Here is a 16,135-nt window from a genome sequence, read left to right on the forward strand (position 1 = left end):
GTGGCTGTTGCACAACTCGGCAAAAAAACAGCCTTAGGCTCTTCCATAACTGCCTGGATTTTCGTAACTTCAGGAATGCAAGGAAGAAAAAATTACTCCGAAAAGCTCTTTTTAAGCTTCCAGTTATCCGAGCGGATTCCAAAGGATAATTTTTATAGGAGGCTCAGAGAGACTCTGGATCTACAATCCATTTACAGCGATACGCATGATCTGTATGGTCGCACTGGAAATCCATCCATCGACCCTGTCGTATTTCGCCCGGCGACCCGGTTCAAATTGACGCTTACAGGTTACCTCGAAAACATAACGTCTGATCGCAAACTCGTTGAGCACTGTTCTATGCGGATGGACATTCTTTACTTTTTGGGATATGACATAGATGAACAGCTGCCCTGGCATTCGACCATCAGTCGCACTCGCCAACTGTATCCTGCTGCTGTTTTTGAAAGTTTATTTAATAAGGTCTTTACCTTGTGTGTTGATAAGGGCATGGTCAGTGGACATACCCAGGCCATGGATTCTGCTCCGGTTAAAGCCAACGCTTCAATGGAAAGCCTTGAACTGAAAAGACCTTTTCAATCTATTGAAAGACACTTCGAAGCCTTAGATAGCGAAAACCAAGAGCCAGTAATCGCTGCCACAGCTTCGACAGTGGGGTTGATCACAGCTCCACAGCACGAATTGAACCGTGTGAAACATGTCCATGATAAACTGCGTAAAAACCCGGTCGGTGCCAGCGGCGCTTCTCACGAAAAAGCCCAACTCTTCAGTAATAAGACGCATTACAGTCCTAATGATCCGGATGCACGTATTTCGGTAAAACCTGGTAAAGCAAGAAAGCTTAATTATCACTGCAGCATGTCGGTAGATACTGCCGAAGGTGTAATCAGTCACATTCAGGCTGATTTTGCAGATGGACGAGATAGTCAATACTTGCCGGCAATGACTGTCAAAGTTCAAAATCGACTTAAAGCGAACGAGCTTCGGATGACTGATCTTTTAGCTGATGCCGGCTATTCTAATGGACCTAACTATGAATTTTTGGAGCTAAGAAACATAACCGGATGGATACCAGTTTTCGGTATGTATAAACCAGAAAGAGAAGGCCTGATTTACGATAAGGAAAAAAATCAGTTTATCTGCGCTATGGGTAAAACGATTCCTTTTAAAAATTTTGAACAGACTTCAGATGGACGCTTGCTAAAGGGTTATCGAGCATCACGAAAAGACTGTTTACCATGTGTATTAAAAGATGCGTGTACTCCCAAGTCCCCGTTTAAAAGAATACAAACTACTGCATATGATGAGCACTACCGCCGAGCCCATCACAGGCAGTTAAGTAAACGAGGTTACCAGATGAAGCGATTACGCCAAAGTACAGTAGAGCCAGTCTTCGGTAGTCTGGTTTATCATTATGGATTGAAAAAGATTAATGTGATTGGTAAAGCCGGAGCCCATAAAGTTATGCTGATGGCCGCAACATGCTTCAACCTGAAAAAATACCTCAAATCACTTACAAGAAGAACTCAAAAAAGTGAAGCATTAGAGGATACAAGGCCCATTATTCGCAGGTACGTCCGCACTTCTCCTATTTTTCCTGTCTTTTCCCACGCATTCTAAGAAAGATCAGACAATCAGAGATTATGGCAAGTTCATGATCAGTTGTGCAACGGCCACCACCGTTTTTATGAAGGAAAAGAAGGGTTAAGAGATCCATTTTATCAGCATCCAAAAAATATTTAGCCATGAAAAAAAGTACAAGAATGCTGCTGGGGATAAGCATAGCGCTTATCACAGCAGCGAGTTTAAATTTCACAATAGGTAACCGTTTTCATCGCGGCCAATGGGGCCACGGATGGGGCCGTGAAGGAGGGCCACATTACGGACACAGTGACTGCGGCGATAGTCATTCTTATCGGGGTGATGATCGGATGAAGGAAAATTCGTCGCGGGAGCCATCCGGTGCAGTTAGCCCCTAAATCCCCTGAAGGGGACTTTCAAGCGTGATGAAAAAGTCCCCTTCAAGGGATTTAGGGGCCCAACACGCGTAAGCAATTTTTCAACATTAAATTCAAAACAAAATGTGCAATAACAGATTTGGACACCGTGGTCAGGGAATGCGCCATGAATATTCAGGAAAACAATTTGGCGGCAGCCATAACTATCGCGTGCCAGTCAACATCGCGAAAAACGATACGAACTATGAACTGATGGTGTTTGCACCTGACAGGGCGAAGGAGGATTTTAAGATCAGCATCAAAGGCCACGAGTTGACCATTGCCTATACATCAAACCAAGAAAGAGAGGATAACCGGAACTGGATCCGCCATGAATTCAGCAAAACTTCTTTCGAGCGATCGTTTGTGATTGATGAGACAGTAGATTCAGACAACATTGTAGCTGAGTACATCAATGGAATCCTCCATTTGAACCTGCCTATCATTCCCGGATTGGAAAAACCGGCACAGGAAATTCGGATCAGCTAATTAATAGGTGTTTAAAAAATGGCCTCTGCCGAAATGCAGAGGCTTTTTGGTTATTTTAATGTCCGCTTATTGCCTTTGGAGTCTATGGCGGTTGCCTGCTCGGCGTAGGCGGGCAAGAATAAAGTATGCGAGGATTGCGACAGGAATGATGAACCGTATCCCAGCTCCTCCCTCCTTGTTTTCCCGCCTTTCAGTTTTAATAGCACCGTCGTTTCATTCGGCATCAGCGCGTGCTTTTTAGTTTCTTTGCGTAGCTGGTGAAAACACAACGAATCCCTGTTTTGTGAGGTGGCCGCGATCCAGTTATCGCCGGAAGATGCTAATTTCACCAACCCTTTTGCATTGCCCATGGCAGCATAACCGCCTTGCGCCAGGCCTAATGGCTTGAAATTACCCTTCCCATCCCCTTTCAGGACCAACCCGTAAAATGCGTCGTATCGCCCTACCGAAACTTCCGACCCGTAATCATTGCCGGTAAGCAGCACATCCAGGTTTCCGTCCTGATCAAAATCATCGGCGATCATGCCGAAAATCGGTGCGACCTGTGCCTGGATTGGGAGCTCGCGGACTGCGAATTTACCATTGCCAAGATTTTCTATATAACTACTTTTCATCCACGTAGCGCTTACATGCAGGGCGTCTTTAAGCTCTTCGGGTTTTAAGATTTCGGGCAAGCTTACCTGGGCAAACTTGTTATATTCCTGAAAACGCTGGCGCACCTGAATGATCTGCTTGCCCATATCATCCCTCGTATTGTAGGGAAACTCTTTGTAAGTCTTGTCGTCTGCGCGATAGTAAACGGTTGGTATGGCATCAAAATAGCCGTCATTGTTAAAATCTTTAGCATACATGCTCACCGGTTGTTTCTCGGAAGCACGCGCCAGTGAATTGATCCCTAAATTCCCGGCGATGTAATCCATATCCCCGTCGTTATCGAAATCTCCTGCCGTAAGGCTTCCCCACCAGCCTTTCTTGTCTTCCAGTCCCGAGGTCGCTTTTGCAAATTTGCCTTTATTATTTTTAAAGAAAGTAATCGGCATCCATTCCCCCGCAACGACCAGGTCGACCCAGCCATCATTGTCATAATCAGTCCATAATGCGTCGCATACCAAACCAATGTTGACAAGATCCGGAATGACAGCCTTGGTTGCATCCGAAAATTTCACGGTGCTGCTTTGTGAATCATTACGCAGAATGTGACTCGAAACGGGCTTTGGATATGCACCAGACTCCACCCGGCCACCGATAAAAAGGTCCAGATCGCCATCTTTGTCATAATCGACGGCTTTTATGCAAGAACCATTCACCAGGAACTGCGGCAGAGCGGCTGTATCCAGGCTGAATTTACCTTTGCCATCATTAGTATAAAGCAGCGTTTTAAGGCCCGGCGTGCCTGCCCGTATTTCATAGCTTCCGCTAACCACGCACAGGTCGAGATCTTTATCATTATCCGCGTCAAAAAGCAAAACGCCCATGTCTTCTGTGTCCTTCGTGACGCCTTCCAGGCCGGGAAGTAAATCCGTAACCTGGAACTTTCCATTGGCTTGTTGCAACAGGAAGCGGCCTTTGAAGTTCATTGGACCGCCAATAAAGATATCGTCCAAGCCATCCCCATTCACATCACCGGCAGCCAAAGCAGGACCGAATTGTGACATTTTATGCGGAAGCAGTTTTTGTATATTAAAATCGATAACGTCGGTTTCCTGGTGCCTGTATGGAAGATTTATGCTGGATGTAATGTCTGTAAAAAGCGGGGTTTCAGAGTTTTCATTCTGATGTGATTCGATGATATTCTTGGCATCGGCTTCGTTGAATGTAAGCACCTGATTCGCTTTGACATCCTTCATGATCTGCGACTTGCCGCCCGGCCAGGTCACTTTTACATGGTCCACTTTTCTGGTTTTGCCAAGGCCAAAATGCACATATGGCTCGATGGTGGACAAATAACCTCGGTAAGGTGAATTCTCGGAAATCTGGTGCATTGTATCTGCATACATAATCTCTGCAATCGCGCCGATTCCTTCTTTGTTATAACGCGTCCCTTTGAATGCAATCCGTAAGTAATTGCTCTCTTCGGGTTTGAGTTGAATGCTGTTGTTCCGGTAAACAAATGCGGAATCGTTAATGTTGTTCACCACGAAATCGAGGTCGCCGTCATTATCGAGATCGGCGTAGGCGGCACCATTGGAGAAACTTTCTGTTTCGAGGCCCCATTGCTCCGAGACATCCTGAAAACCGAGGTTTCCTTTATTTTTAAATGCAAAATTGGCAATCTTGATAGTCGGAATGTAATCCAGCATCATCATAGGCTCCATCACGCTCGACACTTCGTTCCGGTAAGCGATGAAATCGAGATCGGTAATGTCTTTGGGAAAACCATTGGTAATGATCATGTCCCGCATGCCGTCGTTATCGAAGTCCGTGACCATGGGCGTCCAGCTCCAATCAGTTTCGGCCACGCCGCTCAGCAGACCAATTTCGCTGAAAACAGGACTTTTGCTCTTGCCATCTACGGATCCTAAATTAAGCTGCAACGTGTTTCTTGCCACCTGGTATTGGTAACCAAAAAGCTCATTGTTCTGGTAAGTGACGTAGCTGTTCGCCGGCGTCATCATTTTTTTCCTGCGGTTGGTGGCTGGCATCATGTCCACGGCAACCAGATCTACCAAACCGTCGTTGTTAATGTCGGCCACATCATTGCCCATCGCTGAATGGGAAGTGTGCTTGAATGAGGATGCTGCTTTGTCTGTGAATGTTCCGTTACCATTATTAATGTAAAGCAGGTCATTGGTCAGATAGTCGTTTGTAACATAGATATCCTTGTACCCATCCTGATTGATATCCGTTACATTCACACCCAAACCATAACCTTCTATAAGGATCCCCGCCTCTTTTGACACATTGGTAAACACGGGATGATTTAATTTTTCGTCCCAATCGTTGCGATATAACCGGTCAGTTCTTTTTGATGATCCGTCGACGATCTTTTTGTGGTATTTGTTGGGAAAAGTGTTGTCGTCCATCTCGTTAACGAGCAAAAAGAGATCCAGATCGCCATCATTGTCATAGTCCAGAAAAGCGGCGTTGGTGGTGTGTGTAGTGTCTGCAACTCCATATTCCTTACCCATTTCTTTAAAAACCGGAATGCCGTCCTTGCCCAGCCCCTGGTTTACGTAAAGCAAATTTTCACGCTCCTTTGCTACTTTCCTCACGGACGCGCAAACATAAATATCCAGCAGGTTATCTGCATTGATATCGATCAATGCCACGCCTGTGGACCATTTGTTCTTAGCTTCCACTCCTGCCTTCTGGGTGACGTCCTCAAACTTGAAATCACCTTTGTTGAGATATAATTTGTTTTCAACCGAATTTCCGGTAAAATAAACATCCGGGAGGCTGTCATTGTTGAAGTCGCCCAAAGCTACGCCCCCGCCATTGTACACATATTCGAACGACAGAATGTTCATTGTATCGTTTTCCGCAATCCGATTCGAAAACTCAATGCCCGTTTCATCGCTGTCAAGCTGGGTAAATGTTTTCAGTTTCTTATTGCAGGATGTGAGCAGTGCAGCAACGAAAAGTAGAACTAAGAAATGTTTTGGGGGTAAAATGGACTTCATTTGAAAAAAACAAAAGTGGGGAACATCTCGAAATTAATAAAAGGAGATGGTAAACAAATACCACCTCCTTTTATTAAGCAATTCTTAAAAATTAATAACCTGGATTCTGCACCAAAACGTCCTTACCAAGCAAGTCAATCTGCTCCTGAGGAACTGGCAGGAATTCATTTTTCTTCGCTGTAAATTTCGTTCCACCCAATGCGCCGCTCAACTTTTTGCCTTCGTAAGTAAGGTAAGCATTGATTGCTGAATCAGCGATTTCCCAACGCACAAGGTCGAAGAAGCGGTGGCCTTCGCCGGACAGTTCAAGTTTTCTTTCGAAACGAACTGCTGTGCGGGCTGCATCTTTGCTTGCGAAAGGCGCTTTGTAAGTTCCGATCACATAGTTAGCAGCAACTGCGCCATTAGCACGTTTTACAAAACTTTCTGGGTTAGCAGCACGTGTGCGGACAAGGTTCACATATTCTCTCGCTTTTTCCAATGATCCCACTTCGATCTCAGCTTCTGCTGCCATCAAAAGGACGTCGGCATAACGGATAATGTTCACGTTGATCGCTGTGTAACCTGGTGTCCATGAGCTGTTATCTTGCAATGAACCAATGTCAGATTTGTAATACGCATATTTTTTAGGCGTATATGGACCTGCATTTGGCTGGTTGCGGATCCAGTCGTTACCCGGGTGATCGATCCAGTCAAGGAAAGGAAGACCGCGACGGCCGATAGAGTGATCCAGACGTGGGTCAACAGGACCTGCATCCGGCGTGAAAGCGTCAGACGATTTCAAGCCCATATCTGTTTTCAACTCTTTGCCTGCCGTGTTGTAAGAACCGTCCAGATAAGGAAGTCCGCTCGCATCAGTACGGAATGAGTTACCCAGCTCAAAGCTCGGCTGGAAGAAAGAACAGCAGTTACCAGGACCATTAGGACCTGTGTTGTAAGGCCAGTTAAGGTCAAATTCAGGGTTTGCATTGTTTACACTTCCCGTGTTAGCAGCAGCCTGGATCGCGAAAACCGACTCAGAGTTGTTGTCATTAGCCGCTTTGAATGCATCCTGGAACTTTGGTACCAAAGCGTATTTTTTACCATTAGTTGTTTTACCATTGGCAATGATCAGGTCATAAAGCCCTTTTGCTTCGGTAAACTTCTTCTGATACATGTAGATTTTCGCAAGATAAGCCGCAGCCGCCCATTTGTTAGCGCGACCAGCTGCACCTTGTGTTTCCGGCAGGTTTTCATAAGCAAATTTCATATCTGCTTCGATCAGTGGCCAGATCTCTACTGTGTTAGGAACTGATTCAATGCCTGTTCCGTAGTCCTTTGTTTCATCTACAAAAGGAACATTGTTGAATCCTCTTTTCAGCTCGAAATAGTAGTGGCTTCTCAGGAAGCGTGCTTCACCACCGATTCTTTTCTTGTCGGCTTCTGTAACATCCTCCTGCGCAACACCGAGCAGCTTGATAACCAAGTTTGCACGGGCTACACCTTCGTAGTTCCCTTTCCATTTATCCAAAATTACACCTTGTGTAGTCTGATACTCAAAGCGCTGGATTGGGTTGATATCACTAAAATCCCCAGGGTCAGTTCCTTTGTTGGCATCACCTCCGCGAATACTGCCCCATACCCAGTTACTGGCGCTGGCCATACGGTTTGCACGTCCGTTAAGCTGTCCATAAACCGATACAAGCACACCTTCGATCCCCTTTTTCGTTGAAAGCTGCCCTTCATCCAGCTGTCCTGTTGCCGGAATGCTCAGAAAACTTTCTTTACAGGAGTATCCGACCAGCATGATCACTAATAAAAGTGCCAGTCCACCTTTTTTTGAAATATTGTTTTTCATTTTATTCATTTTTATCAAGATCTGTCTAAACCGATGTTTTGAAATAAGGCTTTTGTTTCTTCGATTTTAGAAACCTAAATTGATACCCAATGTGTAGCTTCTTGTGATCGGATAGTTACCTACGTCGATACCGAAGTTTGTATCAGCATTTCCACCAACACCCGGATCAAGTCCTTTGTATTTCGTCAGCGTGAACAAGTTGTTCGTTGAAGCGAATACGCGCAATTTCGACATGCGAAGTTTGCTCAATATGTTGCCTGGCAATGTGTAGCCAAGTGTGATATTCTGCATACGGAAGAATGTTCCGTCCTCAACATAGAATGAGTTTGACTGCGTGTTCGTACTGAAATTGGAAGTGCTTTCAAAGATCGGCGTATCTGTGTTCGTAGCGTTTGGCAACCATGAACCTTTTACACGATCACTAACTGCTGCTCCTGTAAATGATGGGTAGAAATCTGTAAACCATTTAGAAAGGTTGAAGATTTTGTTACCAACAGAAGTATACATGTAAGTTTCAACGTCAAATCCTTTGTAAGTCAATTTCAGGTTGATACCGCCTGTAAACTTAGGAACTGGGCTTCCCAGGTAAGTTCTGTCATCCGCATTGATCACACCATCATCGTTGATATCCTCATAACGGAAACGGCCAGGGCCTTTGCCATCCTGAGCTGGTGCACCGTCAACTTCTGCTTTGTCTTTGAAAAGACCCATCACTTTGTATCCGTAGAAAGAAGAGATTGCATAACCGATCTGGTTTCTGATTGGCTTGATACCGCGGAAATCAGGGTTAACTGTCAGGTAGTTGATACCTGGCGCAAGCGATTCGATCTTGTTTTTAAGGATACCGGCTGTGAAGTTAACTTCATAACCCAGGTCGTTAGTAATACGGCCACGGTTAATGATCTGCAAGTCAATTCCTTTGTTTGACATTTTACCAACGTTAACAGAAGGGGCAGCAGCATCATAACCAGCCGTTGCAGTGATCGGAACCTGGAACAAAAGGTCTTTAGTATCTTTCTGCCACAAGTCAATGATAACGTCCAGCTTGCCTTTCAGGAATGTTCCGTCGATACCAATGTTTTTGGTAACACTGGTTTCCCATTTAGCGCTTTTGTTACCAATACGCGTTCTGTAATAACCTTCTAATGCGCTTGAATTGGTTCCGTTCAAGTCATAAGAAGACTGGCCAAGGCTTGCACCGAATAAGCTGTACTGGTTGTTTGGATCCACGTTGTTAGAGTTACCCATCAAACCGTAACCTCCTCTAAGTTTAAGCTCTGTAATAAAAGGAACGCTTTTCATAAAGTTTTCCGAAGAAATTCTCCATGCTGCCGAGAATGCAGGGAATACACCATAACGGTTGTTTTCACCAAAACGGGAAGAACCGTCGCGACGAACAACCCCTGTCAGGATATAGCGGTCATTGAATGTGTAGTTGGCACGGGCAAACAGTGAGTAGAAATTAACTCCTTTATAGTAATCACTGAAAACCTGCTTGGAACCAACGTTATTCATGTTGATATAGTTGATATCCGTAGAGAATGGGTTCAAACCGGATGAATTCTGATTTTTACCAGCTCCTGTGTTCAATGCTTCCTGACCGAGGATTACGTCCAGACTGTGCAAGCCGAATGTTTTCTTGAAGTTAGCAGTGTTGGTCAATGTCCAGGCGAAACGGTGCCCCGAACCTTCATTGTAACCGAATGCGGAGTTGTTTTCAGAGTTTTCATATTGTAATCTGCTGAAACCTCTGTTTGCATAGTTCGAATACTGGGCACCAATGCTTGAACGCAATGTCAAGCCAGGAATAACGTCCAGTTCAATGTAGAAGTTACCAAATCCATTTCCGGCAAATCCAGCATTGTTTTTGAGTCCGTCTCTACGTGCAACCGGGTTTTGCGGGTTATTGAAGCCTTTTGAAGATGTTCCTGCATATCCGCCAAACTCGTCGTAAACCGGAATGATTGAAGGCATACGGAATGCAAAAAGAATGTCATTTTCATTCGCTGCAACACCTTGTCCGCCTGATCCCCCATCCTGACCTAATACTTGCAGATAAGTAAACTGCGCATTCTGACCGATTCTCAGGTTTTTAAGCACATCGAATTCTGTATTAACACGGAAAGCATAACGCTTGAAACCATTGTTAATCATGATCCCTTTCTGATCCTGAACGCTAAAACCAGCATAGAAACGGTTGTTTTCGCCACCACCTGAAAATCCAAGTGAATGTCTCTGCAAAGGTGCATTTCTTGTGATGGCATCATACCAGTCTGTTCCTTGCTTGTTAGCTTTAACCACCTGATAGATAGCACCACGTGTTGGATCTACATTGTATTTCAATTTTTCAGCTGCAAGGTCCACTTCACCAATTACACCTGTTTTTCCGCCTACGTTAATGTAGTCTGGCAAAACCGGTTTGTCACCCGAGCCATACTGTCCTTGCGCAATGTTGGTGAATTTTGGCAGAGAGTCACCTTGGAATGCATCATTCCGAATGGCCTGCCAAGTCCAGTCAGCCTGTTCCTGTGGCGTAAGCATAGTCTGTCCTTTTCCAGGAGTAGTTACCCCGAAAAGTCCATCATATGTAATGCTCAGTTTCTTAGCTTTCTTTGTTCCTTTTTTGGTTGTGTAAACGATTACACCGTTCGCTGCACGAGCTCCATAAATAGAAGCAGCCGCTGCATCTTTCAGTACGGTCGTTGTTTCAATGTCGTCAGGGTTAAGAAAATCGGTTGATCCTGTTGGCACCCCGTCCACAACGTACAATGGCTCGTTACCACCAAAAGCACCAAAACCCCTTACGCGGATCTGGCTGGTTGTTCCTGGCTGACCGTTTGTAATTACCGTCACACCCGCAACGCGACCTTGTAATTGCTGTTCAACGTTACCAGACGGGGTTGCTGTTAAATCTTTTGACTTAACTGTTGAAACCGCACCTGTTGTTTCTCTTCTGCTATCGATGGTGTAACCCGTTACGATAACCTCCTCTAGTGCTGAGATATCATCGTCCATCTGAATGTTGATGACACTTTGATTTCCCACACTCACCTCTTTTGTCTTGTAGCCGACAAAGCTGATCACCAAAGTGGTGGAATTTCCGACGTTGATGGAAAATTCACCATCGCCGTTTGTGTTTGTTCCCGTCTGGGTTCCTTTCACGACAACCGTGGCCCCTGGGATGCCTGTTCCGGCGAGGTCGGTGATCTTTCCTGTTACCTTACGTTCTTGTGCGAATGCAACAATTGCTGCGAAACTTAGCATGAAGGAGAAGAAGATGCCCCTGCCGGAGATCTTGTAGATTCTTTTCATAATACTCGGTTAGGTTAATAATTATTAAGCAGTCAAATCTATGATTATTTCCACAAATAATTGGCCGTTTTAGATTAATATTTTCTTGCAATGAAATAATAGTATTATAAAGAGATAAAATAATGTCATAGATAACCGACTTTTGAGTGTTTATTTACGCAAACGCATACAAAATCGTTAAGCCGCATATTGTACAATCTTAGTATTTCCACGCTACAACCTACTTTCTCAGAATGCTAAGGAAGATCCCACGGCTTCAATATTACTTTTTCCATATTTCTATTTGCCTCTGCCTTAGTAATCTGTCCTGCGGAACGGAAGGCTCGGGAGAATCCGTTGCCGAGGGGAAAGCACTGGCTGGAAAATATTGCTCAAACTGTCACCAGGTGCCCGATCCGACTCTTTTGGACAAATCAACATGGACAAATAATGTGTTGCCAGCTATGGCGGAGCAGCTTGGTATTGAGGTCCTGGAAGGAAACATTTACCTGCATAGCCAGCAATCTGCGCTCTCTTCCGCGGACTGGACCAAACTTGTACATTATTATCAAACCCTTGCTCCGGACACATTGCAAGTTCCTAACGGTTACAAGCACACGCAGGACTGGGCCGTATTTACATTGAGGCAGCCAAAAATTGAACTATCTGCCGTAAGCAGCACATTGTTAGTTGCAATCGATTCGTCCAGGCAACGCCTCTACACCAGCGACCTGGAAAACCCGGGCCTGTACACATCTGACCGCCTGGGACAACGCAAGCTGCTCACCACGCTTCCCTCCTCCGCCATCGACATTTGCTTTCCAACGCTAAAAAACCCAGAAATGGCGATCACATGCATGGGCGGCATGCGTGCCCTGGACATTACTAAGGGCCAAATATTTACTTTGGATAAAAAACGCGGCACCGAACCCGAAATGATATCGCAGGACCTCATCCGGCCGATCCAGAGCCAGCCCATCGATTACAACAAAGACGGATTACAGGACTACCTGGTCTGCGCATTCGGCCATAACAGAGGCGGTCTATACATTCTGAAACAGCTGCCGGACAAGCAAACTTCTGGCCATAGGTTCGAGAAAGTGGTGGTAAGGGAAATGCCGGGGGCAACGCAAAGCTATATACGTGACCTGAATAGTGATGGCTGGCATGATATTATGACGCTTTTTGCCCATGCAGATGAAGGGATCTGGGTTTTTATGAATGACCAGAAAGGAGGATTTATTGAAAAGAATGTGCTTCGGTTCCCTTCTGTCTATGGCTCAAGTAGCTTTCAGCTCGTTGACGTTACGCAAGACGGCAAGCCGGACATTGTTTACACTGCTGGCGATAACAGCGATTTTTCGAGGGTTTTGAAACCTTATCACGGCCTTTATATTTTTGAAAATACAGGAAACCTGACATTCAGGAAAAGCTATTTTCATTCTATTAATGGGTGCACAAAAGCCGTGGCATCAGATTTTGATCAGGACGGCGACATGGACATTGCGACCATTGCCTTTTTCGCGGATTTTCAGAAGAAGCCGCAGGAAGGATTTTTGTATTTTGAACAAACCGATGCAACGCCTAAGCAGAAAGCGAATTTCAAACCACACGCCGTGCCAGTGCATACGTATGGCCGCTGGATCTGTATGGATGTTGAAGATTATGACGGCGATGGCGACGACGACATTGTTTTGGGAAATTTTTCAAAAGGTTTTTTGAATCAGGAAAGCTTGAAGCCAACCTGGAATGTGCATATCCCTTATGTGCTGCTTGAAAACAAAACTTTGTCTTCAAAGTTGCAGTAGGCTAATCGTCTCTTTTCCAGTCTGCTGGCAGCAGGGATGAGAAACGATCGTTACCCAGATCGCCCGCAATCTCGAATCCCATGGGAATAGAAACCCATCCCGAAGGCGTAATGACCATATATCCTTGTGGCAGTGTGATTTGCGTGTAAGCGTAAGGCATATCCGAATACGGCGATCTTCCCTTTTTCTTCATATAAAAGACCTCCAACTGCGTGCCCGACACCACCAGTCGCTCGGTTACCAGTTCACCCGGCCGGATGAGCCTCATGCCGCGGATCTGCTCGATGCGGTTATGCAAATGATTGGCAATTGTGTTGTAACCATTTTGTGTCCGCACCGTGTTGAACCTGCGCATAGAATCGGGAATTGCCTGATATACTTTGAAACCTTCCTCCTGCAAACTGTCCGACACCATACTCGACAATAAATGCTTCACAGAGCCCTGATAAGCGATCTTTTGGTTAGCGCGCCATTGTTTTTTCTGTATGCTGTCTTTCGGCACCAGCAGTTCAAATCTCGTACTGCCACCATAAAACAGCTTTCCGTTGAAATAATCAAAATCGTCCAGGTCCTGATGAATGCGGTAACCTAATGCAAGGTTTTCAATAATCAGCGGCTTAGTCGTTTGCGCGGTCAAATGCTTGTCATCATCCTCCGAAATCCTTAAAACCTGCGGGTTAATGATCTTACATTGCTTGCTGAACCGGCTGTTTCCAAGCAGTTCCCGGGTGATAATCTTCAGGTTCCGCTCGCGTTTCTTATTCTTTTTAGCATAAACCGTAACGCCTTGCAGCTCCATTCCTTCTCTCAGCTTGAAAAGGACAGTCTTCACTCCCGGCTGCTCAAACCGCAATGTTTGTTTTACAGTCTCATAACCCAAAAACGAAACTGCCATTTCGAGATTACCAATGGACAAATTCGTCAGCCGGTAATTGCCATTCTCGTCCGCATTCGTTCCAATGGTGGAATTATTAATAAAAACATTGGCGAACGGAAGTGGCTTACCCGTTTTCTCGTCGGTCACCTTTCCAGTAAGCGTAACCATTCCGCCTTGCTGCGCATATACATAGCACAGACTGCAAACGGCCAGGACGACCGTCAACCAAAAACGATATAAGGCATTAGGTTTAAGCAAATTATTAGTCACGAGCATGTCAGAATCCGGCACTTTTACTTCAAATATAAAACGATGGACGCATACAGGCGCGCTGTTTGCTGAAATAGGCAAAAAAAGGCTGCTCCGCCAGGGAACAGCCTCTTCAATTATATTTATAAACGAATTATTTCAACCCAAGCTCCTCGCCTATTGCGCTCACTTTTGCTTTCAGGCTGGCATATACATTGTCGAAGTCTTCGTTTTTCTCCAGTGTAGCGCGCACACCTACGTAGAACTTAATTTTAGGCTCCGTCCCGGATGGGCGGCACGTGAATTTCGTTCCGTCTTCGGTGAAGAATTGAAGTACATTAGACGGTTCGATTCCCATTTCACCCGATGGAATTGAATGCGTGGTTCCGCTGGTAAAGTCTACCGTGCTCAATGCTTTGTAATCATCCATTCTGATCACAGGCGAGCCTGCCAATGTTTTAGGCGGATTGGCACGGAAATCGGCCATCATCTGCTGGATTTCATCGGCTCCGGTTTTTCCTTTTTTAGTTAAAGAAATGAGTCCTTCATAATAGAAACCAAATTGCTTGTAGATTTCCATCAACATATCAAACAGGCTCAACCCTTTGTCCTTCGCATAAGCAGTTAATTCCGCGATCATGGCGCAGGAAGCGATCGCATCCTTATCACGAACTGCGTCGCCAATCAGGTAACCATAGCTTTCTTCACCACCGCCGATGAACTGCTCGACGCCTTCTTTTTCACGGATAACCTGTGCAATGTATTTAAAACCGGTCAGAGTGTTATAACATTTCACATCGTATGCCGCCGCCATTTTATCAATTAAGTCGGTAGTAACGATGGTTTTGCAAACAAACTGGGTTCCTGTAAGCTTGCCGGCGTCTTTCCACGCATTCAAAAGGTAATAGATCAGCACACTGGCAGTCTGGTTACCATTCAAAAGCTGGATTTCGCCATGATGGTTTTTAACCGCAATTCCTACGCGGTCGGCATCCGGATCGGTTCCTAATACCAGATCTGCATCAATTTCCTTAGCTTTCTCAACCGCCTTGGACATGGCTTCACTTTCCTCCGGATTTGGGTAAACCACAGTTGGGAACTGGCCGTTTCCTTTTGGCTCTGCCTGCTCTTCAATCACCGTAACCGCCTCAAAACCCATTTTCGCCAAAAGCGCAGGAACCAATGTTACCCCCGTTCCGTGCAATGGTGTATAAACTATTTTAAGGTCCTTCTGACGCTCCAAAGCACCTTTTGAAATGGAAAGCGACAGAATATGATCCATGTATTTTTCATCCACGTCTGCGCCGATCTTAAAGATCTTTGATGCATCGCCGTCGAATTTCACGTCATCAATCGATGTAATTGCATTCACCTCGTTGATAATGTTGGTGTCGTGCGGTGCAACTACCTGAGAACCATCATCCCAGTATGCTTTGTAGCCGTTATATTCTTTGGGGTTATGCGAAGCCGTTACAACCACGCCGCTTTTGCAACCCAGCAAACGGATCGCAAACGATAGTTCAGGCGTAGGACGAAGCGCTTCAAAAAGATAAACTGTAATGCCATTTGCAGAAAAAATATCGGCGATGATTTTGGCAAATTCATCCGATTTAATGCGGCTGTCGTAAGCAATTGCCACTTTTATTTCTTCGTTCGGAAATGCCTGGTTCAGATAATTTGCCAAACCCTGCGTTGCGGTGCCCACTGTGTAGCGGTTCATGCGGTTGGATCCGATCCCGATAAGGCCCCTTAGCCCGCCCGTCCCGAATTCCAGGTCTTTATAAAATGCGTCTGTCAGTTCAGTATCGTTTCCTTCATCGATTAATTGCTGAATGGATTGTTTGGTATCGATATCATAATCACCGTTGAGCCAGCTGCTCACTTTGGTCATTACACTAGGTTCCAATTTTGCAGTCATAAGTTGATTGGATGGAATTAATTGAAAATATACTTTATGGATTGTTGAG

General features: G+C 45.2%; 9 protein-coding genes. 4 read left to right on the plus strand and 5 right to left on the minus strand.

The genetic code is table 11. The annotated features are described in order from the left end of the window. The 3 genes from G395_RS30530 to G395_RS0125735 form a co-directional block, all read left to right on the plus strand. Window positions 1-1,620, plus strand: a 1,620-nt coding sequence (locus G395_RS30530; protein WP_157486826.1) for an IS1182 family transposase, incomplete at its 5' end; no start/stop codon positions are given. A 125-nt stretch (window positions 1,621-1,745) separates the two neighbouring features. Then, window positions 1,746-1,979, plus strand: a complete 234-nt coding sequence (locus G395_RS32280; protein ID WP_157486827.1) for a hypothetical protein — start codon at window positions 1,746-1,748, stop codon at window positions 1,977-1,979. A gap of 102 nt (window positions 1,980-2,081) precedes the next feature. Next, complete coding sequence (locus G395_RS0125735; protein WP_026632660.1) at window positions 2,082-2,486, plus strand: Hsp20/alpha crystallin family protein; 405 nt, start codon at window positions 2,082-2,084, stop codon at window positions 2,484-2,486. 50 nt (window positions 2,487-2,536) lie between these two features. Here G395_RS0125735 and G395_RS0125740 read toward each other — a convergent pair whose 3' ends face one another. The 3 genes from G395_RS0125740 to G395_RS0125750 all read right to left on the minus strand — a co-directional run bounded on the left by G395_RS0125740 (window position 2,537) and on the right by G395_RS0125750 (window position 11,255). Further along, a complete protein-coding gene (locus G395_RS0125740) occupies window positions 2,537-6,106 on the minus strand; it encodes a VCBS repeat-containing protein (protein WP_026632661.1) in 3,570 nt (1,189 codons plus the stop codon). A gap of 91 nt (window positions 6,107-6,197) precedes the next feature. After that, window positions 6,198-7,943, minus strand: a complete 1,746-nt coding sequence (locus G395_RS0125745) for a RagB/SusD family nutrient uptake outer membrane protein (RefSeq protein ID WP_026632662.1) — start codon at window positions 7,941-7,943, stop codon at window positions 6,198-6,200. Window positions 7,944-8,009: 66 nt separating this feature from the next. Further along, complete coding sequence (locus G395_RS0125750; RefSeq protein WP_026632663.1) at window positions 8,010-11,255, minus strand: SusC/RagA family TonB-linked outer membrane protein; 3,246 nt, start codon at window positions 11,253-11,255, stop codon at window positions 8,010-8,012. Between the two features lie 233 nt (window positions 11,256-11,488). On the opposite strand from G395_RS0125750, the gene G395_RS0125755 reads away from it, so the two are divergent. Then, a complete protein-coding gene (locus G395_RS0125755; protein WP_051350414.1) occupies window positions 11,489-13,042 on the plus strand; it encodes an FG-GAP repeat domain-containing protein in 1,554 nt (517 codons plus the stop codon). 1 nt (window position 13,043) lies between these two features. On the opposite strand, the gene G395_RS0125760 is transcribed toward G395_RS0125755, so the two are convergent. After that, complete coding sequence (locus G395_RS0125760; protein ID WP_051350415.1) at window positions 13,044-14,195, minus strand: carboxypeptidase-like regulatory domain-containing protein; 1,152 nt, start codon at window positions 14,193-14,195, stop codon at window positions 13,044-13,046. Between the two features lie 127 nt (window positions 14,196-14,322). Beyond that, window positions 14,323-16,086 carry a phospho-sugar mutase gene (locus tag G395_RS0125765; protein WP_026632666.1) on the minus strand — a complete coding sequence of 588 codons (1,764 nt, stop codon included), beginning with the start codon at window positions 16,084-16,086 and terminating at the stop codon, window positions 14,323-14,325. Window positions 16,087-16,135 lie beyond the last annotated feature (49 nt).

The organism is Dyadobacter alkalitolerans DSM 23607 (assembly GCF_000428845.1).
In the GTDB taxonomy this organism is placed as follows: Bacteria; Bacteroidota; Bacteroidia; order Cytophagales; family Spirosomataceae; genus Dyadobacter; species Dyadobacter alkalitolerans.